Here is a 22,989-nt window from a genome sequence, read left to right as displayed (position 1 = left end):
TCAGACGGCGACCTTCGCCGCGCGGATCCGGGCACCGATGGCTGCGGCCAGTTCAAACGCGTGTTCCGTGGCCCCGAGGTTGGCGATGTTCTTCCCCACGATGTCGAACGCCGTGCCGTGCGCGGGGGTGGCGATGACGATCGGCAGGCCACCCTGGATGGTGACGCCCCGGTCGAACCCGATGAGTTTCATCGCGATCTGGCCCTGGTCGTGGTACATCGTCACCACCCCGTCGAAGTCCCCGCGCTTGGCGGCGAGGAAGACCGTGTCGGACGGGAAGGGCCCGGAGGCGTTGATGCCCTCGGCGGTGGCTTCCTTAATGCCCGGCGCGATCTGGTCGATTTCCTCCCGGCCGAAGTTTCCATTTTCGCCGGCGTGCGGGTTCAGGGCGCAGACCGCGATGCGGGGCTCCTGGAGTCCGGAGTCGGACAGCACCGAGTGCAGCAGCCGGATGGCGTTGCGGACGTTTTCCGGGGTGATGCGTTCCGCCACCTCGCTGATGGGGATGTGGGAGGTGACCCGGGCGGTCCAGAGCCCGGGCAGGACGTTGAGTTCGCTGGTGGTGCCCTCAAAACTCAGTTCCTTCGCGAACCAGCGCAGTTCATCCTCCTCGGTCATCCCGCCGAGTTTGAGGCTGGTCTTGTTCAGCGGGGTGAAGAGGATGGCTTCCACCTCACCGGCGTTGGCCATGGCCATGGCCCGCTGGAGCTGGTGGAGGGTGCGGGCGCCGGCCTCCCGCGACACCTGCTTGGCCGGAATCGGCTCGGCCGGGGCCGAATTGTCATCCAGGAGGACCGCGAACCCCGGCTTGGGGGTGTCGCTGAGCGGAATTTCGACGCCGGCTGCCTTGGCTGCCGCTTCGAGCTCGGACGCGTCGGCAAGGACATAGACCTCGGCTACCCGGGTGGTTTCGGGTTTGGCCAGCAGCTTGACGGCCAGTTCCGGGCCGACGCCGGCGGGGTCGCCGAGGGTCAGGGCGATGCGGGGGAGCGGGGACGTGGGGTTCATGCGGTTACTTCCTCATAGGAGCAGATGGCGTCGACCTTGCCGGCGGACGCGGAGGCGGGATTGAAAGTGTAATGGAGCCATTCAGAGGTCAGGCGCCGGGCCAGTTCCAGGCCCACCACGCGTTGGCCCATGGTCAGAATCTGCGCGTTGTTGCTCAGTACCAGTCTCTCCACCGAGTAGCTGTCGTGCGCTGTTCCTGCCCGGATGCCTTTGACCTTGTTCGCTGCGATGGCCACGCCGAGGCCGGTGCCGCAGATCAGCAGCCCCCGGTCGGCCAGCCCGTCGGCAATTTTGTGGGCGGCCTCGACGGCGATGTGGGGGTAGTCGGTGGATTCGGCTCCGGTGACGCCGACGTCGATCACCTCGCCCACCAGGGGATGGGCCAGCAGGTCCGCTTTGAGCGCCTCCTTGTACTCGAGCCCGGCGTCGTCGGATCCGATGACGATCCGCAGTTTCGTTGTCTGCAGTTTCTTATCCATGGGTGTCTTCCTTCATCATGCTGTGGCCGATGGTGCTGACCACCATCGCGAGGGATACGGCACCGGCGTCGGGGTGCCCCAGGCTCTTTTCGGCCAGCGGCCGGGCCCTGCCCAGCTTCGGCCTGAGCCCGGCCGTTGCGGCCGCGGCGGCGGTGGCCGTGGCCGCCGCGTTCTCCCAGGCGAGGTCCAGGCTGAGCCCGTCGGCGAGCCCGGCCCGGAGGGAGTCGGCGAACGGGACGAAGGCGTCAATCATTGTCTTGTCCCCGGGTTCGGCCTTGCCGAGTGACTGCATGGCCAGGAGCGCGGCGTCCACGGCTGCCAGCGCAGTGTCCTGGGACAAGACTGAGGTTCGCAGCAGGGATGCGGAGGCCGCGCAGATCGCGGCCCCCCACAGGGCCCCGGAGGTTCCGCCCGCTTGTTCGGACCAGGCTTCGCCGGCGGCGCGGGTGACGGCGGCGAGGCCCTCGCCGCGGGCCGCGCTGTGCTCGGCGGCACACGCTGCCGCGTGGGCGCCCCTCTGCATGCCGATGCCGTGGTCGCCGTCTCCGGCCACCGCATCGAGGTCGCCGAGCTCCTGTTCGGCCGCGGTCAGGAGTTCGTCCACTGCCCGGAACAGGCGGACACCGATCGGCGCGGCGGAGATGAGGGCGTCGCTCTCAAGGGGGGATCCGGCGTCGAGGTCCACTTTTTGATGGACCACGAGGTCCGGTTCCGCGCTGATGCTGCCCTTGCGGTACGCGGGCGAGTCGGCGGGTGCCGCCCAGAGTGATTCCAGGTCGTCGTCCAACCAGAACAGGGTGAGCGAGACGCCGGACATGTCCAGGCTGGTGACCAGTTCACCGCATTCGGGCTGCACCACCTCCAAGCCGTTTTCCTGCAGCAGGGCGTTGATCTTGCCGAAGAGAACGAACAGTTCGTCGTACTTCACCGTGCCCAGACCGTTGAGGAGCACCGCGACGCGGTTTCCCGGGTTGTCGGGCGTGTCCTGCAGCAGCGCGGTGACCAGGAGCGTGGCCAGCTCATCGGCGGTGGGCAGGGGTGCCTCGGAAATGCCCGGCTCGCCATGGATGCCCATTCCCACGGCCATCATGCCTTCGGGGACTGTGAACAGCGGTTTGGTGGCGCCCGGCAGGGTGCAGCCGGAGAACGCGACGCCCAGGCTCCGGGTGCGGTGGTTGGCGCGGACCGCGATCTGTTCCACGTCGTCCAGGGTATGCCCGGCTTCGGCGGCGGCTCCGGCCACCTTGAAAACGGTCAGGTCCCCGGCGATGCCGCGGCGCTTATGGAGTTCGTCCTGGGGAGCGCTGGCGATGTCGTCCGTCACTGCAATCGAACGGACGTCCATCCCCGCGGCGCGGAGCTGTTCCTGGGCCAGGCCGAAGTGCAGGACGTCGCCGGCGTAGTTCCCGTATCCCAGTAGGACGCCGGCGCCGCGGTGGACGGTCCGGGCGATGCGGGAGATCTGGGAGGCGGAGGGGGAAGCGAAGATATTGCCGCAGACTGCGCCGGCGGCGAGTCCCGGACCCACCAGACCGGCGAAGGCGGGGTAATGCCCGGATCCTCCGCCCACCACCAGGCCCACCCGGCCGTCTGGAATGACGGTGGACCGCACGACGCCGCCGTCGACGGCTTTCACGTACTGGCTGTTGGCTGCCTCGAACCCGGTGAGCATGTCCGCCGCGAAGGTGGACGCATCTGACTGCAGGGCTGTCATGAGACTCTTTCCTTGAGGTAGGGGACGGTGCTGCCCGCCTGCAGCGCGGATTCCAGCAGCGTCCGGAGATAGCGCTGGTTCATGGCACTGACACCCAGCCCGTCGCCGCCGTAGTGTTCGCAGCAGAACACTCCGGTGAAGCCTGCGGAGAGTGCTTCGCGGATGGCCTGGCGGTAGTTGATGAAGCCCAGTTCCAGCGGCGCCGGGCTTGAGGTGACGGACCCGGTGTCCGGGTTTTCGTCCCGGAAGTAGTTCTTGACCTGCCAGTAGTTCGTGTAGGGCAGGGTCTTGTGCAGGATCTCCTGCCAGCTCTCGATGGGCCGGTGCAGCCGGACGAGGTTGCCGATGTCGGGGTTGATGCCGACATTGGCCAGCCCGATGTCCTCAATGAGGCGGACCGCGCTGTCGGCGGTGCCCAGATACGTGTCCTCGTAGAGTTCGAGGGACACCAGCATGCCGTAGTCGGCGGCCCTCCTTCCGATTTCCCGGAAGCGCTGCACGGCCAGTTGCCAGGTGTCGGCGTCGCCGGGAGGATCTCCGGCGCCTTCCGCAGTCCAGAACCACAGGCGCTGGCGCTGCGCCGGCGTCAGCGGCTGGTGGAGACCCAGGGACAGGGTGCCAACCCCGAGTTCCGCGGCTGCTTCGATGGAGCGGAGCGTGTAGTCGAAGTTGGCCGCCCCGTTCACCGGATCCACCACACTGGTTCGCACAATGGACAGGACTGGGGTGCTCAGGCCGGTGGCGCTGAGGACGTCTTTGAACTCCGCCAGCCGGTGGACCGGCAGGTCCGCGGGTTTCAGCCAGCTGTCGGTGAGGTCGACGGCGTCGAACCCCACGTTCCGTACTTCGCGAAGGGTCTGTGCCCATCCCTCGGCCGGCTCGTCCTGCACCGAGGTGCCGTCCGGCTTGGTGCCCGGGAACTGCAGCAGTGCTGCGGCGATGGGCCAGTTGGTGCTGTCATACATGGGTAAGTTCCTTTGCGTCCGAAGGCGTGGACTTGAAGCGGCCGATAAGCCAGGGCCCCACGGCGAGCAGGAGTGCAAGCGACAGGATTGAGACGGAGATCTGGCTTTGGAACATGATCATGAAGTTTCCCTGGCCCAGGGCGGAGGTCTGCACGAGCGACTTCTCGAGCAGGGGCCCGAGGACCACGCCCAGGACCAGCGGTGCGATCGGGAGGTCGAGTTCCTTCATGAAGAAGCCCACGAGGCCGAAGATGACCACCAGCCAGACGCTAAACATGTTGTTGCTGACGGAGTAGGCGCCCACGAGGCTGGTGAGGATGATGATCGGGTAGAGGTAGGCGTAAGGAATCCGAAGCATCTGGGCGAACACCGGCGCGAGCGGCAGGTTCAGCACCAGCAGCATGACGTTGCCGATGAAGAACGAGACGAGTAGTCCCCAGACGAGGGTGGGCTGCTGTTCGAAGAGAAGCGGCCCCGGCTGGAGGCCGTAGATGGTGAACGCGCCGAGGAGTACTGCGGTGGTGCCTCCACCGGGGATGCCGAGCGCCAGGGTGGGAACGAAGTTGGCGTTGGCGGCGGCGTTGTTTGCGCTTTCCGGTGACGCCACGCCTTCAATGGCGCCCTTGCCGAAGTTGTGCTTGTTCCTGGAGAACCTGCGCTCCACCCCGTAGGACAGGAACGACGCCAAGGTGGATCCGGCGCCGGGCAGGCAGCCGAGCAGGAAGCCAATGAAGCTGCCGCGGAAGATTGACGGCATCGAATTGGTGAGTTCCTTGCGGCTGATGACCATGTCCTTGAAGCGCGCCCGGATGGGGGCGGCAGCACCGACACGGATCTGGTGCAGCACCTCGCCAACCGCGAAAAGTCCGATCATGACTTCAACAAACGGGATGCCGCCGAGCAGGTTGACGTTGCCGAACGTGAACCTCGCCTGGCTGAACCCGGACGCGATGCCCACGGTGCTGATGAGCAGCCCGGCGGTGACCATCATGAGGCCCTTGGACATCGATCCGCCGGCGAAGCTCACCACCGTGATCAGGCCCAGGATCATGATCGAGAGGTTCTCCACGGGGCCAAAGTTCAACGCGAACTGGGCGAACGGAGGCGCCAGCGCCATAAGCAGCGCCAGTGAAATGATCGCGGCGATAAAGGACCCGATGGCGGCGATGGCCAGGGCGGAACCGGCCCGTCCCTGCCGGGCCATCTGGTACCCGTCCAGGGTTGTGACCACACTGGCGGCTTCGCCGGGGGTGGAGATCAGCACGGAGGTGATGGTGCCGCCGTACTGGGCGCCGTAGTAGATGCCGGCGAGCATGATGAGGGCGGTCACCGGCTCCATGCCCAGTGTCAGGGGGATCAGGATGGCGATGCCCGTTGTCGAACCGAGGCCGGGCATCAAACCGATGACTGTGCCCACCAGAACGCCAACGAAGCACCACAACAGGTTTTCGAAGGTCAGCGCGGTTGAGAACCCGAGCATGAGATTGTCCAGCATTTGAGTTCTCCTAGATTCCGAGGATGCCCTGGGGCAGCGGCACTCGGAGGAACAAAACGAAGATGGCGTACGTCGCGGCGAGTGTGACGACACTGACCATCACGGAAGGCATGATCTTGCGACGTTCGACGACGACGGCGATCACCAGGAGCATGGCGGCGAAGGCGAGCATAAAGCCGAGCAGCGGGACCAGGGCGACAGTGGCGAGCACAATGCCGATGACGGTCCAGAGCATCCTGTCCCGCTGGCGCTGGGTGCGGCCGTGGATGTCCAGGCCACCGTCCCCGGCCGGGTCCAGGGAAGCTTCCCCGTCATGGAACCCGGGAACCTGCTCCTCCACCACGCTGTCCAGAGTCGGCGTTTGTTTCCTCCCGGACGTCAGCACGTTCACTGCCGCGAAGAACGCCATCAAGGCGCCGGCAACCGTGGGAAGGAATCCCGGCCCTACGCGGCCGTCATCGCCCAGCACGCCGTAGCCGGCACCCATTGCTGCGGCCCCGATTCCCAGGGCAATGATGACCGCGTTGGGTACAAATCTCTGGATAGCGGAGAGCATGGTTACTTGCCCAGCACCTTGGCGAGGTCTTCAGCGTTGCCAGCCAGGTACGTCTTGAAGTCATCGCCGTAGACAGCGTTGGGCTGCAGCACGTTGTCCGCGATGTACTTCTTGTAGCCGTCGGTCTGTTCGAACTTCTTGGCAGCATCAATCCAGTACTGCTTCTGTTCGGCCGTGATGTTGCCCGGCGCGATGAATCCGCGGAACTGCGCAAACGACACGTCAATTCCCTGTTCGGATGCCGTCGGAATGTCCTTCAGGGCCTCAAGCTCATAGCGCTTGTCTGCGAGGGCGCACAGCGGCTTCAGGGTGCCGGCCTCAAGCTGGCCAAGGACCTCACCGGGGTTGACGGAGATGACGTCCACCTGGCCGCCCAGAAGAGCGGCAACCACCTCATTGCCGGATTCGTAGGGAACCCGGTCGAACTTGATGCCTTCCTCCTGCTCGATCAGGGTGAAGACGATCTGGTCCAGGCTGGTCGCGCCGGAGACGGCGGCAACTACCCGGCCGCTGCCCGCTGCCTTGACGACGTCTTCGCAGGTCCTATGCGGCGAATCCGGGCTGACCGTCAGGAGCGTGTAGTCATCGCCCAGCTTCATGATCGGAGTGAAGCTCTCGTAGGTGAAGGGCACGTCCTGGGTCAGGGGCAGCGCCAGCATCGCCGTCTCGGTGGCGAGCAGGTGATCGGGCTTGCCGTCCTGGGCCAGGAAGCTGGCGTAGCCAACAGCTCCGGATCCGCCCTCCCGGTTTTCCGTGTTGATGTTGACGCCTGCGATGTCCTCCAGTCCGGCTGCGATAGCCCGCCCTGAAAGGTCGCTGCCACCGCCCGCTCCGAAGGGGACCACCATGGTGACGTCACCCTTGGGAGTGAATGCCTGCCCCTGGGCTGCGCCTGCAGTGGATGCTCCGCACCCGGTCAGGGCCAACAGGCCTGCTGCGCAGATCCCGGTAATGCCAACAACTTTGGATACTTTCGTCACTTCTTATCTCCTTTGACAAACCAAAGCGGATCCCCGGAGGGACTCGATCCAAGATCCTATTGGATCTACGAATCAGTGTGACATTGGTCATGCCGGAGATGCAAGCGTCGTCGCGTGGGGAGCTGAAAGTTACGGCTGGTCTTTCTTGAGCGCCCGGGTGCGGGCATTGGAGATGTGGGTCGCCATTGCTTGGGCAGCGGCCGGGACGTCGCCACGCTGGAAGGCCTTCAGCACGGCTTCGTGCTCGGCCAGCGCCAGGGCGGTGTCGTCCGAGCCTTCACTGGCGCTCTGCCTCATGCGGTGCGTGTGGGTGCTGGTGGACTCGGCCATCTGGTGCAGGTAGCGGTTTCCGCAGTTGCGCAGGATGGTTTCGTGGAAGTTCCAGTCGGCCTCGAAGTACTTGCGGTAGCCGGCAGTCCGGCCGGCAGGCTCAATGCCCTGGAACAGCTCTGCGGCCTGGCGATGCTGTTCGTGGGCCTCCGCCAGCGCAGGCAGCAGCGCCTCGAGGTGCCCGGCGGCGCGCTGGACCGCTGCGACCTCCACAACCTCCCTGGCGTCGAAGAGTTCCTTCATCTGCTCTTCGCTGAGCGGCGGAGCAACCTTGTAACCCTTCAGCGCAACGCGCCGCACGAGGCCGGTGTGCTCCAGCTGCACCAGGGCCTCGCGCACAGGGGTGGGGGAGACGTCGAGTTGGCGGGCGAGCGAGTCGATGTTCAGGGAAGAGCCGGGTTCCAGCTCTCCTTCGAGCAGGACATCAACGATGTAGTCGTACACCTCATCCCGGAGGATGCGTCGCGAGAAACCAAGCGGAGGTGTGCTGGATGACTTCTTCATGGCCTGATTCTATCGCCCGCGGGAGGCTTTCCTAGATCCTGTAGGAAAGCCTCTCTCCTGTGCTCGAGCAGTCGTGGCGAACGGTAGGCCACCGAAAAGACTGGCGACCCGCCTGCAAATCTTCATTGTGGTGACGGCCCAACTGGGCCACCATGATCCTATGGATGCTGAAACACCTCAACCGGTGGAACTGAGCCTTCCCCAGGCCTTCCTGTTGTTGGCGACCAATGACAAGGACGGCAAACCTGAAGTGCCGGTGTTTGCACTCAGAACCACTGTGGCCGGGGCAATACTGGCCGAACTGGAGCTGACCGGTGCCATCGGGCTGCAGGGGAAGCACATCAAGGCAACCGGCGCCGCCCTGCAAACGGACTTTCAGCACGAACTGGAACTCATCCGTGGCAAGTCCAGGCCGCACACACCCAAGCAGTGGGTCTCCATGCTGGAGGGCCGCGCCGAAGTGCAGCGAGTCTACGAGGGGATGGCTGCGCAGGGCATCGTGGAACATGTCGGCGCAAGGCATCTGGGCCTGTTCCGGACCGTGCGGTACCCGGAGAAGGACCACGCTCCGGAGGCAGCGCTTATGGAAAAGATCCAGGCAGCACTGAACGGTGCGACGCCTGAACCCGCCAAGCCTGATGCCGAGGCGCCGGCCGTAGCAACGCCGGATGCGGCGCCTGATGCCGAGGCGCCCGCTGCAGCAACGCCTGATGCCGAGCCCGTTGCCGAGGCGCCCGACGTCGAGCCCGCCAAGCCTGATACCAAGCCCGTTTCCACGGCGCCCGACCCCAGGATCACGGCGCTGATCGCAATGCTTCAGGCGGCCGGGCTGTTCGGCAAGCTCTTCCCGACAGCAGACAGAGGCCGGGCAAGTGAGTTGGCCAAGGACTATTGGCCGTCCCGCGCGGTGGAGGACGAGCTACTTATGGTCAGGCTGGCACAGGAAGAAGAAGCAACCCTTTGACGTTGCCGGAGCGGTGATGCCTCCCCGGCCGCCGGCTCCACAGGACTACTATGAGAACCGGCTGGCCCAACGCAACGCGGCGCCAGCAGACGCGCCCAACGGATATTTCCGCAACGGCAACCCGGAAGCGCGACGGCGCGGGTCCGCCGTCGAACCCTATCGGCGGCGTCGAACAGCTGAGTATCAAGGAATGAGTTGGCAGATGGCGGCGGGTGCGGCAACGCGAAACAACGTTCAGGTGTCCGGGCCGGAGGATGCCCCGGTCCTGGTGTTCGCCCACGGCTTCGGCACCGACCAGATGACGTGGCACAAAATCCTGCCCTGGTTCACCGACCGCTACCGGGTGGTCCTGCTGGACCATGTGGGGTCCGGCGGCTCCGACCAGTCCGCCTACGATTCGGATACCTATTCCAGGCTGGACGCCTACGTCGATGACCTGCTGGAGGTCTGCGCGGAACTCGGGCTGGAGGATGCCACCCTCATCGGCCACAGCGTCGGGTCCATGATGGCCGTCAGCGCCGCCGTCCGGGACGAAAGCCGCCGGTTCGGCCGCCTGGTCCTGGTCACCGCCTCGCCCAGCTACCTCGACCACCCCGAAGACGGCTACACGGGCGGATTCACCCGCCAGGACATTGACGACGTCTTCGAATCCCTGGACGCCAACTACGTCGTCTGGGCCGAGTCGATGGCGCCCGTCTACATGAACACGCCGCACGCCCCAGAGCTGGACCAGGAAATCCAGGGCAGCTTCGGACGGATCAGCCCCCGCGTCGCCCGCGACTTTGCCCGGGTGGCGTTCCTCTCCGACGTCCGGCACCTGCTGGGCGGTGTCACTGTCCCCGTGCTGCTCCTGCAAAGCACCGACGACGTCGTCACACCGGACCACGTGGGAACGTACCTGCACGCGAAGCTCCCCGACGCCACCCTGGTCCGGCTTGCGGCCACCGGCCACTTCCCGCAAAGCAGCGCGCCGGAGGAAACCGCCGCCGCCATCCTCGAGTTCCTGAAGCCGTCATGAGCCAGCGGACCACCGGGACTGTCGACTACGGGCAGCTCTTCCACCGGGCACCCGCAGGGTACATCGTGGCCGGCACCGACGGAACGATCCTGGCCGCGAACGCCACGATGTGCGCCTGGACCGGCGTTGCGGACGGCGGCCTGGACGGGACCCGGCTGCTGGACCTCCTGCCGGCAGGCGACCGGCTCATGTACCGCACGCATGCCGGGCCGAAACTGGAGCGGGACGGCCACCTTGGCGAGCTCTCCGTGGAGCTGCTGGGGCCGGACGGGCAGCGCCGGCCGGTCCTGCTCTCGATCACCCGCACCGCGGACGGCCCCGAGCCGCGGGACCTGATGATCTTCTTTGCCGCTCCCGAGCGGCGGCGGTACGAGCGCGAGCTGGCCAGCGCGCACCGGCGGCTTGAGGACGCCGAAGCGGAGCGTGCACTGCTCCTGCAGGAGGCTCACCACCGGGCGCTGCACGACCCGCTGACCGGCCTGCCCAACCGGCGGCAGCTGGAGGAGAGCCTGCTGGCTGCCCTGGCGCGCGCCGGCGAGAGGCGGCACGGCGTGGGTGTGCTGTTTTGCGATGTCAACAACTTCAAGAACGTCAACGACACCCTGGGCCACGCGGCGGGGGACCGGGTCCTGGAACACGTGGCGCGCATGCTCTCCCAGGCCGTGCGGGACGCGGACACCGTCACGCGGTACAGCGGGGACGAGTTTGTGGTCCTGATTCCCCGGCTGGACGACCCGGCGGAGCTCGAGGCCGTGGCCGGACGCGTCCGGGCCTGCCTGGCGGACGCCGTCACGGTCGCGGCGACCGAGCTCCGGCTGGGTTTGTCCGTGGGCACGGCGAAAACGGCCGTTCCGTCGGACGCCGATGCGGCCGGCCACCGGGAACTGGCCAGCGCCCTGCTGATAGCCGCCGACCATGACATGTACCGGGTCAAGACTGAGATGCGGCAGGCTGCGGCGGAGGGCTGACCCCTCTGTCGTAGCCGGCAGGCCCTGAAACGCAAACGACGGCGGCGGGAGGCTCCCGCCGTCGTCGTGGTGGTGCGTGGTGCTAGAGGTTGACCGTCTCGAGGTTGGCCTCGCCGTGGTTCAGGCTGAGCGTGAAGGTGCCGGGGCCGCTGGCGTGGACCGCGATGTTGGACTTGGCGGTGTTGTACCGGACCGAGAGGTCGTGGACCAGGGCGTCGAGTTCGTGGTGCATCGTGGCACGGTCCCAGAGCTTGTGGGTGACAGAGGTGGCAGTTTCAAACGTCATTGTTCAGTGCTTCCATTCGTGAATCCGGGTGTCCGGCCGCCGCACCGATGCGGAGCCGCCGTAGGACCAAACCGGGAACGCTCCGGGACCGTGGGCAGCTCAGCGAGCTCACCGGTTTGGCCTCATTGCGTCCACCAGGATGGGTAAAACTGTTGCCGCCGGCCCGCTGTTCCGCTGTTTCGCGGGAGGGTCCGTGGCTGCTGTGGCGGGACTTGGGCGTCCCTCCCACTGCCTTTCCATAGTGCACAGCGGGGCGGATCGGTCTCAAGCTGATGTCGGATTATTTGCCCGTGAGACTCGTCACAGCAGGCCGGACGCTTGCGCCGAGAAGGGTGGAGAGCGGGGGCCTGTCGTACCTAGTAGACGGAGCCTTCCAGCAGCTCTGAGAGCCTGTTTGCAGCGCGCCGCAGTTCCGGAACGGCGGCTTTGAGAGCGGGTTCAGTCGCTGTCTCCACGGGACTGGTCAGGGCGATCGATTCACTCGGCTGGCCGGACCTGTTGGGGACCGCGACGGCGACAGACAGCACGCCCGTGGCGCGTTCGTCCGCCGAGTAGGCGTAGTCGACTCCGGCTTCGGGCAGCCTGCTACGGAGCTCTTTGACGGTAAAAGCGGAGCTTTCGTGACCGGCCGCGATGGCCGCGGCAACTACCTGCTGCAACTCCTCCTCGGAGGCTGAGGCCACCAGTATTTTGCCAGCCGCCCCCACTGTGAGGGGCAGCCGTTTACCCAAGGGCAGGTCGTATCGAAGGGGGGATTCGCCGTCGACCCGTGCCACCAGGATCCGTTCAAAGCCAAGGCGGGTGTAGAGGGACGCGGTCTGCCCGGTCTGCGAAGCCACCTGCTGCAGGACCGGGCGGGCGGCAACAACGAGCGGGTCGTTCTCCAAATAGCTGCGCGCGGCAGGGAGGACGGCGGGACCGATCCGGTACGACTTATCTGTCTGGCTGACCATGCCAAAGTCCTGGAGGACCCTCAGGATCCGCAGGGTCGTAGGGAGGCTCATGCCGCAGGTCCGAGCCAAATCGCTGAGCCGCTGAGGCCGCTCCGCCCGCTGCAGTTCGGCGAAGACCTCCATTGCCCTGGACAGGGACCTCATGTTGGACGCCTTCGGGCCGTCGTCGGCTGGGCTGGCTGAGTGGGTCGAGGGCGCGGTCATCCTTTCATTGTATGTAATTTTCTTTCGCTTGACAGTCGATGTGTCTCCTGTCACTATTTCTCTAGGCGCAATACTATTTCACTGTATGAAATGAACTTTAGAACCGTAAGAAGGAACCGATGACAACGAAGTCAGTTATAGCCAGGCCGGAGCGCACCACACGCGTGGCCCCGTCTGTACTCGTGGGCATCGGCGTGTTCGCCGCCGTAGGTGTCTATGTCCTGGTCAACTCGATTGAGCTGGGCCTCTGGACGTCGCTAGGGCCGGGGCCGGGATTGTTTCCGTTCGCCATGGGCGGCGTGCTGGTTTCGATGTCCATCGTCTGGCTGCTCCAAGAACTGCGCCGCCCCACCGAGACACCTGAAGGCGTTGACCGCGGGCTAGTGATCGCCGTAGTAGTCAGCCTGGCCATCCTCGCGGCAGTCATGGACCTGCTCGGCTTTCAGCTGAGCATGTTCCTGTTCCTCATGTACCACCTGAAGCTGCGCAGCGGCAGGACGTGGACTTCCTCGCTCATCATTGCCCTCGCCGGAAGCGTCGGCGCGTTCTACGCCTTCAACTACGGCCTGAACGTAGCCCTTCCCGTTTCGGCCTTCCCTCCGCTGAACCTGATCGGACTCTAGACGTGGAAACACTCAACGAACTGCTTGGCGGCTTCGCGTCCGCCATGACCTGGCAGAACCTGATATTCGCCTTCATCGGCTGTCTGTTGGGCACTATCATCGGTGTCCTGCCCGGAATCGGCCCCGTCGCCGGCGTCGCGCTGCTCATACCCCTCACAATGAACCTGGACGCGACCGGCGCGATCATCATGCTGTGCGCCATCTTCTACGGCACCGCCTACGGTGGAACCATCACCAGCGTCCTGCTGAACACGCCCGGTGAAGCTGCCTCTGCAATCACCACCATCGACGGCTACGCGATGACAAAGATCGGCAAGGCGGGGGCGGCGCTGACCATCGCAGCCGTCGGATCCTTTGTCGGTGGAACCATAGCCACCCTGGGCCTGGTCGCAGCCGCGAAACCCCTCGGAGAACTCGGCCTGCTCGTCGGACCACCGGAATTCTTCGCCCTGATGGTCGTCGGCATCTCCCTCCTCGTCGCGCTGGCCGGCAAGTCCATGGTGAAAGCAGTCATCTCCGGCGCCCTGGGCCTGCTGATCGCCATGGTAGGCATCGACCCGGTCGCCGGCGCACCACGGTTCACGTTCGGCATGGACCGGCTCCTGGACGGAGTCAGCTTCGTCGCCGTGATCGTGGGCGTCTTCGGGCTCTCCGAACTTCTCTCCCACCGTAAAGGGGCCGCAACGCCCACGGTGCATGCACCGAATTTCCGTTCCCTGCTTCCCACTTCCAGGGAATGGCGCCGGAGCGCTCCCGCCATGGCCCGCGGCACCGGCATCGGCTTCGGACTTGGACTCATCCCCGGCATGACCGGTTCCGTGTCCTCCCTGCTGGCGTACGGCGCCGAAAAGAAGTTTTCACGCCACCGCAACGAACTGGGCAAGGGCGCCATTGAAGGTGTCGCCGGACCGGAAACAGCCAACAACTCCCATGCCAACGCCGCACTGATCCCGCTCTTCACCCTCGGCATCCCGGCATCACCCACCATCGCCGTTCTGATGGGAGCATTCCTCCAGCAGGGCCTCACTCCGGGGCCGACCCTGTTCACCGAACACTCCGAAATCGCGTGGGCCATCATCGCCAGCCTGTTCATCGGCAACCTCCTGCTGCTGCTGCTGAACGTTCCGCTGGTCGGCCTCTGGACCTCCATCCTCCGCGTGCCGCCGTCGATCCTGACCGCTCTGATTCTCCTGTTCATGGTCATCGGCGCCTACACAATCAACTTCAGCGTCTTCGACGTATTCGTCATGATCGGATTCGGACTCCTGGGCCTGGCCCTGAGGCACCTCGACATCCCGCTGGCACCGATGGTGCTCACCCTCGTCCTGGGACCGCTGATGGAACGCTCACTGCGCGAATCCCTGGAAATCTCCCAGGGCGATTTCGGCATCTTCGTCAACCGCCCCATTTCCATGGTGCTGATCGCCATCGGCGTCCTGATCATCTGCAGTCCGATGCTCAAGCTCCGCAAGCCCAAGGCGCTTATGGAAGACCCCGAAACGTAACCAAGCTGTTCACCCCGTCATTCACTACCTATCAGCAGTTTCACCCTTCAAAGGAGAAGAACCTTGACCCGCACACGAATCGCCGCAGCTCTCGCCGCAGCAAGCCTCATCGCACTCACCGGTTGCGGCGCCAACGCCGGCGCCGCCACCACCGCCGCGAATGATTTCCCCAGAAAGGGCAAATCCGTCGAGATCGTCGTGGCCTTCGCCCCGGGTGGCGCAGTGGACACCGCCGCACGGCTCGTCCAGCCCATCTTGGAGAAAGAGCTCGGGACCAACGTTGAGGTGATCAACAAACCCGGCGCCGGTGGCCAGATCGGCTACACCCAGCTGACCAGTGCCAAGGCCGACGGCTACACCATCGGCGCCACCGGCTCCCCGTCAGTGGTGGTATCACCCCTGGACCCCGCCCGCGGCGCCAAGTACACGCGCGACAGTTTCCAGCCGCTGGGCCGGCAGGTCATCGACCCCGCCGTCATTGCCGTACAGCCCGACAGCCCCTACCAGACGCTGAAGGAACTCCTGGACGCCGCCAAGGCCGACCCGAAGTCCATGACCGCCAGCACCACCGGTCTGCAGACCGGGGAACACTTCGCGATGGCGCAGATCCAGGAAACCACCGGCGCCGAGTTCGCGCCGGTCCACTTCTCCGAGGGCGCTTCGCAGGCAACCACAGCGTTCCTCGGCAAGCACGTGGACATCCTCGTCGCCAACGTCAGCGACGTGACCGACCTGACCAAGCAGGGCAAGGCCCGCGTGCTGGGCGTCATGACCGCCGAGCGGTCCCCGTCGCTGCCGGACGTTCCCACGTTCAAGGAGTCCGGCTACGAAGTTGAGGCCGGCACCGTCCGCGGCTACTCTGCCCCGGCCGGGCTGCCGGATGCCGTCGCCAAGAAGCTCGAAGCCGCCCTTCAGAAGGCCATCGAAGACCCCGCGGTCGTCCAGAAGATGAACGACCTCGGCCTGCAGACCAGCTACCTCTCCGGCGAGGCTTACAAGCAGTTCTGGGCCGGACAGGAAGAGGACTTCAAGAAGGTCCTCCCGCTGGTTCAGAAAACAGACTAACCATCCCGCAAACGCCGTTCAGAGGATCCACCATGACTTCTCCAGAGCTTGACACGATCACCGCCGAGCTTTCCCGGCCCGGCCAGGACGTGATTGGCCGCCTCGCCAAACTGCCAGCCGCCAATATCGGCGACGCCATGGACCGCCTCGGAGTCGCGGACTCTGCGATCCAGGCCATCTGGCCGGGCGCCCGCCTCGCCGGACCGGCCTTCACCGTCTGGACCCGTCCGGGCGACAACCAAGGCATCCACCGCGCACTTGAGCTTGCCCGTCCCGGGGACGTCATAGTCGTCTGCGGGGGCGGGGATGAATCCCGCGCCCTGTTGGGCGAACTCATTGGAGAACGTGCCATCAACCTCGGCATTGCCGGGTTCGCCCTCGACGGAGCAGCCCGCGACGCCGAAGCTCTCGGCGAGATCGGGATGCCGGTCTTCGCCCGCGCCATCACCCCTGCCGGGCCCTACAAAAACGGTCCATCGCGCCTCGGAACACCGATCTCCTTCGGCGGCGTCCCGGTTCTGCCCGGTGACATCATCATCGGCGATTCCGATGGCATCGTCGTCATTCCCCGGGAGCAGGCAGCCAGCGTGGCAGACGCCGCCGAAGCCGTCTTCGACGATGAAACCAACCGCCGGCGTGCCATCGTCGCAGCCCGCCACCAAAACCAGTAAGGACAGAATAGCCATGACAGCGTGCACCGTCATCGGCCTCGGCGAAGCGGGGGCCACCTATGCGGCGGCCCTCGTCGCCGAAGGCCACAGCGTCAGGGGATTTGATCCCGTTGCCCCGTCCACCCCGGCCGGAGTGGCCCGGATGGCAACCGCCGCCCAGGCCTGCCTTGGCGCGGAGCTGGTCCTTGTTCTCACCGGGGCAGCCGCGGCCCGCAGCGTCGCGCAGGAATGCCTGCCCGTCATGCCGGAAGGCAGCTGTTACGCCGACTTCACCTCCTCCTCGCCGGATGTCATGCGGGAACTCGGGCAGCTCCCAAGCAAAGCAGCGTTTGTGGATGTCGCCATCCTCGGTCCCGTTCCCACTCAGGGAGCGCGGACACCGTTGATGGTCAGCGGACCCGGATCCCAGGCGATCGCCGACCTCTTGGCCCCGTTGGGCGCCGACGTCGAAATCGCTGCAGGGGAACCCGGGGCCGCCATGGCGCACAAACTCCTCCGCAGCGTCCTGATGAAAGGCCTCGCATCGGTGGTTGTCGAGGCCGTCACCGCCGGGCGCGCCGCCGGCCTCGAGGGCTGGATCCGCGGGCAGATCGCCGGTCAGCTGGCTGGTGACGGGCACGCGGTCATCGACCGGTTCCTCACCGGAACGGCAAAGCACGCCGTGCGACGGTCCAAGGAAATGCAGGACACTGCCACCTACCTGTCCTCCGACCTCGCAGTCCCAGCCGAAATGACCACGGCCTCGGCAGCAGCCCTGGCACGCATCGCTGCGGAAGCCGAACTGACGTCTCCGGCCTTGCGCTGACCCCGGCGTCAGGGAGAATCGTGGACAGGAATCAATGCGGAACCTTCCCACCGCACGCGTCTTTCAGTCAGGAGCAGCACCATGGTTGGCATCTGGGCCCTCGGTGCCTACCTGGCCGTCATCCTGCTGTGGACGACCCTGATAAAGCGCAACGTCGGGGAGGCAATGATTCTCGGTTTCTTGGTCGTACTCCCTTTCGCGGGGGACGCCGCGGGACACATCGGATGGACAGCTTTCTATTCTGCGGTGACCGACGAAATTGTCTATGCAACGATGGCGTTCGTCTTCATGGGATACCTGCTCGACCAGACGGGAGTCCTGGACAAGCTCATTGATTTGCTGAACTCCCTGCTCGGCGGCGTGAGGGGAGGCCCCGCCTGGGTGTCTACCGTGGCCTCGGCCGGCCTCGGCGGCGTGGTCCACAACCAAGCGGCCATCGCCGCCACAGTGGGATCCGTGACAATCCCCTGGATGGAGAAATCCAGGCTGGACAAGCCGTCGGCGGCGACGCTTGTCGCCGGAAATGCCGGGATGGGCATCACCTTCCCGTTCAGTGCCTCAATGTTCGTGCTCGTTGGATCAGCCACCGTCGGGCCGTTGCTGGACGTCGACGACCTCGTCCTGCCCTTGCTCGTCGGCGGGTTGTGGTGCTTCCTGCATCGCCTGGTGGTTACCTGGTTGCTGGTGCGCAGGAGCGGAATGACCGCGTTGGATCCCTCCCACCGCCTGGCGGTCGCAGTTGCGTTCAAACAAGGGGCAGCGACGCTGGCGCTGTTCGCCGTGGTGGCAATTCCGTTGTTCATCACCTCAGGCGGCATCGCGACGGCGCTTTCGGACTGGACCGGCGTGGACGTGGCCAAATCCGTCAGCGTGATCATCTGGATACCGGTGGTCCTGATCATTACCGGTGCGCTGCTGGGCAGGAGACGGCTCCCCGGCAGCCTCCGTGCCTGGTGGGCGCTACTGCAGCAGTCCGCCCCGAGGTTCGGCGTCGTCGGCGTCACGGTCGTTTTCGCGTTCGCGGGGGCCAACGCCCTTGCCGCCACCGGCTTGCCCCAGCAGATGACAGCTTTGCTCAACGGCCTGAATCTGCCGCTGTGGCTTCTCGCGATCCTGATCGGGCTGATCGTTATCGCGGTGGCCGCGCCGCTGTCCGCCACGGCCACCATGGCCGCCGTCGGAACTGTCGGCGTCGCCACACTCGTGGCCGCCGGCGTACCGGCCACCACCGCAGCCGTCGCAGTACTGGTGTTCTCGTCCTGCGAAGCAGCGGTCCCGCCGGGAGGCGCGCCGTTATACGTCGCCTGTGGCATCGCAGATGTGGATCCAGTCAAGACCTTCGCCCGCCTGCTCACACATTACGCACTGCCGTTGCTGGGTATCGGCGTACTGATTACTGTCGGCGTCTTGCCGGTCTAAGGGAATATGACAATGCAGCAGATCAGGCGGTTCATCGGCGTAATTTTCGTTCTCACGCTCGCAGTACTCCTCTCTGGGGGAGTGTTGTACGTGGCGGGTCAGGCCCTCGCGCTGATCTTCGGACGGGGAGATTGGCTGGAATTCTTCAACGAGGCCATCAAGACCCCGATGTGCGTCGCGGCGTCCGTGTGCGCCATCGCAGGGTTCCTTCTCAGCTACAAGCGCCCGCAAAAGCAAAGCCGGACACCCCAGGAGGCAACCACGCGATGACGATACCTACGGAACCCGGAAGCTATCCGTCCTACGCCGGACTCCTGCGAAGGGCGGGCAAACTCGCCGGCACGTCATGGGGGCTCTTTCCTGAACCGGGACGCGGGACGCCCTCCTTCATCGACGGGGATGCCGTCCTGCAGGCCCGCGACTGCATCCGGAGCGGGGCAGTGTTCGGACTGGACTACACAGCCGACGCCTTCGCCCCCGGGATGTCGCTCAAGCGCACAGCTCCACGCCACACCATCTACTCCTCGCATCCGGCGCACCGCGACGACTTCGTGGACGGCTACTACCTCCAGGGATCGACACAGATCGACGGCCTCCGCCACCGCAGGGCCGACGACATCGGCTTCTACAACGGCACCCCTGATAATCAGGTCCGGGAAGGAACCGCCGAGCTCGGCATCCAGGAATGGGCGGAGCACCCCATTGCCGGCAGGGGAGTGCTCGTTGACCTCGACGGGTTCCGCAAGGACCAGGGAAACCCGATAGACCACCCGGGAGGAGAACCCCTCGGCCTTGATCTGATCCATGCGGCGATGGCCGCACAATCCCTCCGCCTGCGCCACGGCGACATCCTTATGCTCCACACCGGTTGGTGTGAATGGTTCCTTGCCCTGACAGCGGACGAAAAGATACGCGCCCGTGACACACGCAGGGCAACCGGCGTAGCCCAGTCGGAGGACTTCGTCGCCTGGGCTTGGGACAACCAGTTGGCACTGATCGCCGCCGACAATTTTGCCCTCGAATGCCTTCCCGTTGTACCCGCCAGTCCGTTCCTCCACTCCGCCCCGAACGACCACGGCATGATGCACCAGCAACTACTGGCCAAACTTGGCACGGCCATCGGTGAACTGTGGCGGCTAGGACCCCTCAGCCGGCAGATGAGATCCACCGGAAACTGGGACGCCTTTGTCACCGTCAAGCCCCTGAACATCACCGGTGGAACCGGATCGCCGGCCAACGCCACGGCAGTGGTCTGACATGGAGGCACTCCGTATGCCCGTCGGGGACGAAGCCTTCCCGCCCAGCCATTGACCGGGATCTCGTGGCGGCTGATCCTGGGCAGCCAGGCCGCCCTGGCACAGGCGTCCTGGACGGGTATCCGGCTCATCATTGGATACCGGGCGCTGGCGGCGGGCGCCGACCCGGTTTTCCTTGGCGCGCTGGCGTCCAGCTTCGCCCTGCCTGCCCTTTTGGCGGCCATCCCGGCCGGGCGCGTCGCGGACCGGGTCGGCGGGACCGGCATGGCGGTGATCGGCCTGCTGATAGCTGCGGCAGGCACCGCCGCCCTGCTGGTTATCCCGGGCCTCCCCGCACTCTTGATCGCCAGTGCGATTGTGGGCCTCGGACATCTCTTGGTAATAGTGGGCCACCAGAGCTTCGTGGCCCACTACAGCACCGCCGATTCGAGGGATGGCGCCTTCGGGGCACTCACAGCGGCGGCGTCTGTGGGCCAGCTCGTCGGGCCGCCGGCGGTCACAATCGTAGCGTCGCTCGGAGCGGGAAGCAGCGGAAGCCTTCCCGATACCGGTGTGGGACTGCTGGTATGTCTGGCCTTCACGCTCCTGGCGGCACCAGGATATTTCGTTCTTCGGGGTCCGGATGCAAACCTCCGGATGAAGCGGCGGCTTCAGACGAGGGTTCCGTCCCGCGTGCGCGGGCTGGTCGCGATACCCGGGGTGTGGAGGTCACTCGCGGTCAGTGCCGCGGTGCTCACGACGGTGGACCTCATGTACGCCTTCGTGCCTGTCTGGGCCACGGACAATGGCATCACCGCGCCCACAGTGGGTTTTCTTCTCGCGCTGAGGGCTGCCGTGTCAGTGCTGAGCCGACTCGGACTGACCCGGCTCATCGGCAAATTCGGACGCAAAGCCCTCCTGCTTACCTCCATCGCGGTCGCAGCCCTGGCACTCATGGCGCTTCCGCTCGTTGGCACGTTTGGCGCAATTGGCGTGATGATCGGTCTCGGAATCGGGCTGGGCATACCCCAACCCCTGACAATGGCGTGGGTGACAGGCCTCGCCGACCCCTCCCGCCACGGGGCGGTACTCGGGCTTCGCCTCACGACCAACCGGTTCGCCCAGATCTCCCTTCCCCTCGCCGTGGGAGCCCTGGCTGCACCCCTGGGGGTTCTGGGCATCTTCTGGGCCAACGCCGCGGTCTTGCTCGGCGCCCTCGCCGTCGTAGCGGGATCCGACGCCGGCAAACAACCGGGGAGCAATCATGAGAACGAGTGACACCCGGCGAGCCGGGCGTCGTCGCCGAGCCCGCGGATCACGGGCTCGCCGCTCATGTGCAGTCGGCCTTAGCGACGGAGCCATTTCGGCCGGAACCGCGGAACGGCGGTGTGCTTGCGGCTCAGGCCCCGGCCGGGCGCGGGAGTGACCGGCACCGGACCGCCGGGTTCCGGGCCCGCGGCGGCCCGTCCGTAGCGGGCGGCCAGCGGCGCGGCGCTGATGCCGTGGGCCACGACGCTGAGCAGGACGGTGGCCGTGATGACGCCCACCGCCTCATCTGACACTGCGCCGAGGGCTTCCAGCGCCAGCAGCGCGAACACCAGCGACGCGAGGCCGCGCGGACCGAACCACCCCACGAACAGGATGGTCTTCCGGTCGAGGCCGGTACCAATCGAGGCGAGTGCCACAGGCAGCATGCGTACCACCGTGAGGCTGAGCACGGCATAGACCAAGGTCAGGGGAACAAAGTTCGCCAGCATGGTGGGAACGGAGATGGCTCCGAAGGTCAGCCACACGAGCAGGGAGACCAGACCGCCCATCTGCTCGACGAACACCAGTTCCGCCGGACCCCGTCGGCCGGCGCAGGTGCCGAACGCCAGCCCGGCGCAGAACGCGGCGACGAAGCCGTTGCCGCTCACGGCGAGGGCGGCGGTGTAGGCGAGTAGGCTCAGGGCAAGGACGCCGATGCCGGCGAAGTCCTCGGTGGCCGTCCCGTGCCGGCGGGCCAGCCGCAGCAGCCACCCGCCCAGGGCTCCGGTTGATGCTCCGACGCCGGCGCCGATGAGCAGTTCGACAGCGGCGCTGCCGGGAGCCTCGGCGCTCTCCAGTCCTGCCGCGGCGGCCGCCCCGGCGATCGCGACCATCACCACCGGGGTGGCGATGCCGTCGTTGAGGCCGCTCTCGACCGTGATGAGCTGGCGGATCCGTGACGGTACCGCCGGGTTCGTCACTACGGGGATCCCGAGGGCGGCGTCGGTGGGCGCCAACGCGGCGCCGACGAGGAGGGCCAGCCACAGCCCGAAGTGGGGGAAGAACCACAGGGCCAGGAGCCACCCGAACACGATGGTCAGCGGCAGGCCGATTCCCAGCAGCCGGACATAACGGCCCACGTCACGGCGCAGTTGCTGGAGGGGCAGGCGGGCGGCGTCGGAGAAAAGCACCCACACCAGGGTGACCTCGACCACCGGCGTGACCGCTTCCGGCGGAGAGGAGACATCGACTACCCCGGACCAGGCCATGGCCGCGCCGACGGCGGTGAACACCACGGGCGCGGTCAGGTCCGCGCGCTGAAGCCGCGCGGACACCAGTGCCCACGCGAACAGCGTGGCGGTGAGCAGGACTAAGGCCGTCAGCTCCATGTCGGATCCGTCCGGATGTCGCGGCGCCGCACCTCGGGGTAGTGAACCGGGTTGAGGGCGCTCCCGCGGCGGCGGGGCCGCACGGCGTCGATCTTTCCGGCGCTGCTTGTTTCGGCGTGATTGACGTTGCGCCGGAGCCTGATGACTTCTTCAAGCAATGCGCGCAGTTCTTCGATCTCCGCGCTGGACACGAGTTGTTACTCCTGCGGGTCGTCCTTCGATCCAGTCCGGGCGTGCCGGAACCGGCCATGCTCAATTTTAGGCCGGGTGGACCTGCCCGGGCCCGTGTCCAAAGTCCCTAGGGGCCGCCGGCTTGGAAACGCCGGCCTATGTGTTGAGTTCCCGGTGGAGTCTGCTCCGGGCGCTGTTTTCGATCAGGGTCGGGATGTAGATTCTGATGCGCCCGGTGTCCAGGGAGTCGTATTCCTCTGCGACGATTCCTTCGATGCGGTGCCGGGGCGCCGCGGGGAAGCGGGTGGCGAGGCGGTCTGCAACCTTGCGGATGGTCGGTTCCCTCTCGGCGTCGCTCACCATTTCAGTGTGATTCAGGCCGCTTCCGGCGTCAATCATTGGGCGGCGGCGTTCACCGGCCGTTAACGGGCCGAG

The 22,989-nt window shown here is 65.9% G+C and carries 25 protein-coding genes; 12 read left to right on the top strand and 13 right to left on the bottom strand.

All coding sequences use genetic code 11. From position 1 onward, the window contains the following. From FS787_RS07370 to FS787_RS07335, 8 genes are all read right to left on the bottom strand, one after another. Window positions 1-1,008: a 4-hydroxythreonine-4-phosphate dehydrogenase PdxA gene (locus FS787_RS07370; RefSeq protein WP_144671537.1), complete on the bottom strand. Its 1,008-nt coding sequence runs from the start codon at window positions 1,006-1,008 to the stop codon at window positions 1-3. Beyond that, entirely contained in the window at window positions 1,005-1,487 is a 483-nt protein-coding gene (locus FS787_RS07365) for a ribose-5-phosphate isomerase (protein ID WP_144671536.1), read from the bottom strand. The genes FS787_RS07370 and FS787_RS07365 overlap by 4 nt, the downstream gene beginning before the upstream one ends. Beyond that, window positions 1,480-3,201 carry a dihydroxyacetone kinase family protein gene (locus FS787_RS07360; protein ID WP_144671535.1) on the bottom strand — a complete coding sequence of 574 codons (1,722 nt, stop codon included), beginning with the start codon at window positions 3,199-3,201 and terminating at the stop codon, window positions 1,480-1,482. The genes FS787_RS07365 and FS787_RS07360 overlap by 8 nt, the downstream gene beginning before the upstream one ends. Then, the gene (locus tag FS787_RS07355; protein WP_144671534.1) at window positions 3,198-4,166 is read right to left on the bottom strand and encodes a sugar phosphate isomerase/epimerase; all 969 of its coding nucleotides are present in this window, start codon (window positions 4,164-4,166) and stop codon (window positions 3,198-3,200) included. The genes FS787_RS07360 and FS787_RS07355 overlap by 4 nt, the downstream gene beginning before the upstream one ends. Continuing rightward, window positions 4,159-5,661, bottom strand: coding sequence for a tripartite tricarboxylate transporter permease (locus FS787_RS07350; protein WP_144671533.1), 1,503 nt, complete (start codon window positions 5,659-5,661; stop codon window positions 4,159-4,161). The genes FS787_RS07355 and FS787_RS07350 overlap by 8 nt, the downstream gene beginning before the upstream one ends. A 10-nt stretch (window positions 5,662-5,671) precedes the next feature. Further along, window positions 5,672-6,217, bottom strand: coding sequence for a tripartite tricarboxylate transporter TctB family protein (locus FS787_RS07345; RefSeq protein ID WP_144671532.1), 546 nt, complete (start codon window positions 6,215-6,217; stop codon window positions 5,672-5,674). A 2-nt stretch (window positions 6,218-6,219) separates the two neighbouring features. Then, entirely contained in the window at window positions 6,220-7,197 is a 978-nt protein-coding gene (locus FS787_RS07340) for a tripartite tricarboxylate transporter substrate binding protein (protein ID WP_260982435.1), read from the bottom strand. Between the two features lie 129 nt (window positions 7,198-7,326). Beyond that, the gene (locus FS787_RS07335; protein ID WP_144671531.1) at window positions 7,327-8,031 is read right to left on the bottom strand and encodes a GntR family transcriptional regulator; all 705 of its coding nucleotides are present in this window, start codon (window positions 8,029-8,031) and stop codon (window positions 7,327-7,329) included. Between the two features lie 160 nt (window positions 8,032-8,191). On the opposite strand from FS787_RS07335, the gene FS787_RS07330 reads away from it, so the two are divergent. The 3 genes from FS787_RS07330 (at window position 8,192) to FS787_RS07320 (ending at window position 10,981) form a co-directional block, all read left to right on the top strand. Continuing rightward, complete coding sequence (locus FS787_RS07330; RefSeq protein WP_144671530.1) at window positions 8,192-8,995, top strand: GPP34 family phosphoprotein; 804 nt, start codon at window positions 8,192-8,194, stop codon at window positions 8,993-8,995. Between the two features lie 190 nt (window positions 8,996-9,185). Next, window positions 9,186-10,013: an alpha/beta fold hydrolase gene (locus FS787_RS07325; protein WP_186329104.1), complete on the top strand. Its 828-nt coding sequence runs from the start codon at window positions 9,186-9,188 to the stop codon at window positions 10,011-10,013. Next, a complete protein-coding gene (locus FS787_RS07320; protein ID WP_144671529.1) occupies window positions 10,010-10,981 on the top strand; it encodes a GGDEF domain-containing protein in 972 nt (323 codons plus the stop codon). The genes FS787_RS07325 and FS787_RS07320 overlap by 4 nt, the downstream gene beginning before the upstream one ends. An 82-nt stretch (window positions 10,982-11,063) precedes the next feature. Here the strand turns inward: FS787_RS07320 and FS787_RS07315 are convergent, their stop codons facing one another. Continuing rightward, complete coding sequence (locus FS787_RS07315) at window positions 11,064-11,267, bottom strand: hypothetical protein (RefSeq protein ID WP_144671528.1); 204 nt, start codon at window positions 11,265-11,267, stop codon at window positions 11,064-11,066. 356 nt (window positions 11,268-11,623) lie between these two features. Continuing rightward, window positions 11,624-12,424 (bottom strand): IclR family transcriptional regulator, encoded by an 801-nt coding sequence (locus tag FS787_RS07310; RefSeq protein WP_144671527.1) that lies wholly within the window; start codon window positions 12,422-12,424, stop codon window positions 11,624-11,626. Window positions 12,425-12,543: 119 nt separating this feature from the next. On the opposite strand from FS787_RS07310, the gene FS787_RS07305 reads away from it, so the two are divergent. From FS787_RS07305 to FS787_RS07265, 9 genes are all read left to right on the top strand, one after another. Further along, window positions 12,544-13,047 (top strand): tripartite tricarboxylate transporter TctB family protein, encoded by a 504-nt coding sequence (locus FS787_RS07305; protein ID WP_144671526.1) that lies wholly within the window; start codon window positions 12,544-12,546, stop codon window positions 13,045-13,047. Window positions 13,048-13,049: 2 nt separating this feature from the next. After that, entirely contained in the window at window positions 13,050-14,552 is a 1,503-nt protein-coding gene (locus FS787_RS07300; RefSeq protein ID WP_144671525.1) for a tripartite tricarboxylate transporter permease, read from the top strand. Between the two features lie 63 nt (window positions 14,553-14,615). After that, a complete protein-coding gene (locus FS787_RS07295; protein WP_144671524.1) occupies window positions 14,616-15,617 on the top strand; it encodes a tripartite tricarboxylate transporter substrate binding protein in 1,002 nt (333 codons plus the stop codon). A 32-nt stretch (window positions 15,618-15,649) separates the two neighbouring features. Beyond that, window positions 15,650-16,288, top strand: a complete 639-nt coding sequence (locus FS787_RS07290) for a methyltransferase (protein WP_144671523.1) — start codon at window positions 15,650-15,652, stop codon at window positions 16,286-16,288. A 13-nt stretch (window positions 16,289-16,301) separates the two neighbouring features. Further along, window positions 16,302-17,093, top strand: a complete 792-nt coding sequence (locus tag FS787_RS07285; protein WP_144671522.1) for an NAD(P)-binding domain-containing protein — start codon at window positions 16,302-16,304, stop codon at window positions 17,091-17,093. Window positions 17,094-17,174: 81 nt separating this feature from the next. Continuing rightward, window positions 17,175-18,512 (top strand): TRAP transporter large permease subunit, encoded by a 1,338-nt coding sequence (locus tag FS787_RS07280; protein ID WP_144671521.1) that lies wholly within the window; start codon window positions 17,175-17,177, stop codon window positions 18,510-18,512. A 12-nt stretch (window positions 18,513-18,524) separates the two neighbouring features. Then, window positions 18,525-18,782: a hypothetical protein gene (locus tag FS787_RS07275; RefSeq protein WP_144671520.1), complete on the top strand. Its 258-nt coding sequence runs from the start codon at window positions 18,525-18,527 to the stop codon at window positions 18,780-18,782. Further along, entirely contained in the window at window positions 18,779-19,768 is a 990-nt protein-coding gene (locus tag FS787_RS07270) for a cyclase family protein (protein ID WP_144671519.1), read from the top strand. The genes FS787_RS07275 and FS787_RS07270 overlap by 4 nt, the downstream gene beginning before the upstream one ends. Before the next feature lie 51 nt (window positions 19,769-19,819). After that, on the top strand, window positions 19,820-21,025 hold the full coding sequence (locus tag FS787_RS07265) for an MFS transporter (RefSeq protein ID WP_144671518.1): 1,206 nt from the start codon (window positions 19,820-19,822) through the stop codon (window positions 21,023-21,025). Between the two features lie 68 nt (window positions 21,026-21,093). Here FS787_RS07265 and FS787_RS07260 read toward each other — a convergent pair whose 3' ends face one another. From FS787_RS07260 to FS787_RS07250, 3 genes are all read right to left on the bottom strand, one after another. Beyond that, complete coding sequence (locus FS787_RS07260; RefSeq protein ID WP_144671517.1) at window positions 21,094-22,383, bottom strand: sodium:proton antiporter; 1,290 nt, start codon at window positions 22,381-22,383, stop codon at window positions 21,094-21,096. Continuing rightward, a complete protein-coding gene (locus FS787_RS07255) occupies window positions 22,374-22,574 on the bottom strand; it encodes a hypothetical protein (RefSeq protein WP_144671516.1) in 201 nt (66 codons plus the stop codon). Before FS787_RS07255 ends, FS787_RS07260 begins: the two co-directional genes overlap by 10 nt. Window positions 22,575-22,710: 136 nt before the next feature. Continuing rightward, window positions 22,711-22,914, bottom strand: coding sequence for a three-helix bundle dimerization domain-containing protein (locus tag FS787_RS07250; RefSeq protein ID WP_260982434.1), 204 nt, complete (start codon window positions 22,912-22,914; stop codon window positions 22,711-22,713). Window positions 22,915-22,989 lie beyond the last annotated feature (75 nt).

The sequence above is a fragment of the Arthrobacter sp. U41 genome, assembly GCF_007679325.1.
Taxonomy (GTDB): domain Bacteria; phylum Actinomycetota; class Actinomycetes; order Actinomycetales; family Micrococcaceae; genus Arthrobacter.
Note: the sequence above shows the minus strand (reverse complement) of the source record. Positions and strands in the feature narration are given on the sequence as shown.

What these genes read in the sequence shown, in the direction of transcription:
- FS787_RS07370 (WP_144671537.1), bottom strand. Translation starts at nt 1,008, where the DNA reads ATGAACCCCACGTCCCCGCTCCCCCGCATCGCCCTGACCCTCGGCGAC.
- FS787_RS07365 (WP_144671536.1), bottom strand. Translation starts at nt 1,487, where the DNA reads ATGGATAAGAAACTGCAGACAACGAAACTGCGGATCGTCATCGGATCC.
- FS787_RS07360 (WP_144671535.1), bottom strand. Translation starts at nt 3,201, where the DNA reads ATGACAGCCCTGCAGTCAGATGCGTCCACCTTCGCGGCGGACATGCTC.
- FS787_RS07355 (WP_144671534.1), bottom strand. Translation starts at nt 4,166, where the DNA reads ATGTATGACAGCACCAACTGGCCCATCGCCGCAGCACTGCTGCAGTTC.
- FS787_RS07350 (WP_144671533.1), bottom strand. Translation starts at nt 5,661, where the DNA reads ATGCTGGACAATCTCATGCTCGGGTTCTCAACCGCGCTGACCTTCGAA.
- FS787_RS07345 (WP_144671532.1), bottom strand. Translation starts at nt 6,217, where the DNA reads ATGCTCTCCGCTATCCAGAGATTTGTACCCAACGCGGTCATCATTGCC.
- FS787_RS07335 (WP_144671531.1), bottom strand. Translation starts at nt 8,031, where the DNA reads ATGAAGAAGTCATCCAGCACACCTCCGCTTGGTTTCTCGCGACGCATC.
- FS787_RS07330 (WP_144671530.1), top strand. Translation starts at nt 8,192, where the DNA reads ATGGATGCTGAAACACCTCAACCGGTGGAACTGAGCCTTCCCCAGGCC.
- FS787_RS07325 (WP_186329104.1), top strand. Translation starts at nt 9,186, where the DNA reads ATGAGTTGGCAGATGGCGGCGGGTGCGGCAACGCGAAACAACGTTCAG.
- FS787_RS07320 (WP_144671529.1), top strand. Translation starts at nt 10,010, where the DNA reads ATGAGCCAGCGGACCACCGGGACTGTCGACTACGGGCAGCTCTTCCAC.
- FS787_RS07315 (WP_144671528.1), bottom strand. Translation starts at nt 11,267, where the DNA reads ATGACGTTTGAAACTGCCACCTCTGTCACCCACAAGCTCTGGGACCGT.
- FS787_RS07310 (WP_144671527.1), bottom strand. Translation starts at nt 12,424, where the DNA reads ATGACCGCGCCCTCGACCCACTCAGCCAGCCCAGCCGACGACGGCCCG.
- FS787_RS07305 (WP_144671526.1), top strand. Translation starts at nt 12,544, where the DNA reads ATGACAACGAAGTCAGTTATAGCCAGGCCGGAGCGCACCACACGCGTG.
- FS787_RS07290 (WP_144671523.1), top strand. Translation starts at nt 15,650, where the DNA reads ATGACTTCTCCAGAGCTTGACACGATCACCGCCGAGCTTTCCCGGCCC.
- FS787_RS07285 (WP_144671522.1), top strand. Translation starts at nt 16,302, where the DNA reads ATGACAGCGTGCACCGTCATCGGCCTCGGCGAAGCGGGGGCCACCTAT.
- FS787_RS07280 (WP_144671521.1), top strand. Translation starts at nt 17,175, where the DNA reads ATGGTTGGCATCTGGGCCCTCGGTGCCTACCTGGCCGTCATCCTGCTG.
- FS787_RS07275 (WP_144671520.1), top strand. Translation starts at nt 18,525, where the DNA reads ATGCAGCAGATCAGGCGGTTCATCGGCGTAATTTTCGTTCTCACGCTC.
- FS787_RS07270 (WP_144671519.1), top strand. Translation starts at nt 18,779, where the DNA reads ATGACGATACCTACGGAACCCGGAAGCTATCCGTCCTACGCCGGACTC.
- FS787_RS07260 (WP_144671517.1), bottom strand. Translation starts at nt 22,383, where the DNA reads ATGGAGCTGACGGCCTTAGTCCTGCTCACCGCCACGCTGTTCGCGTGG.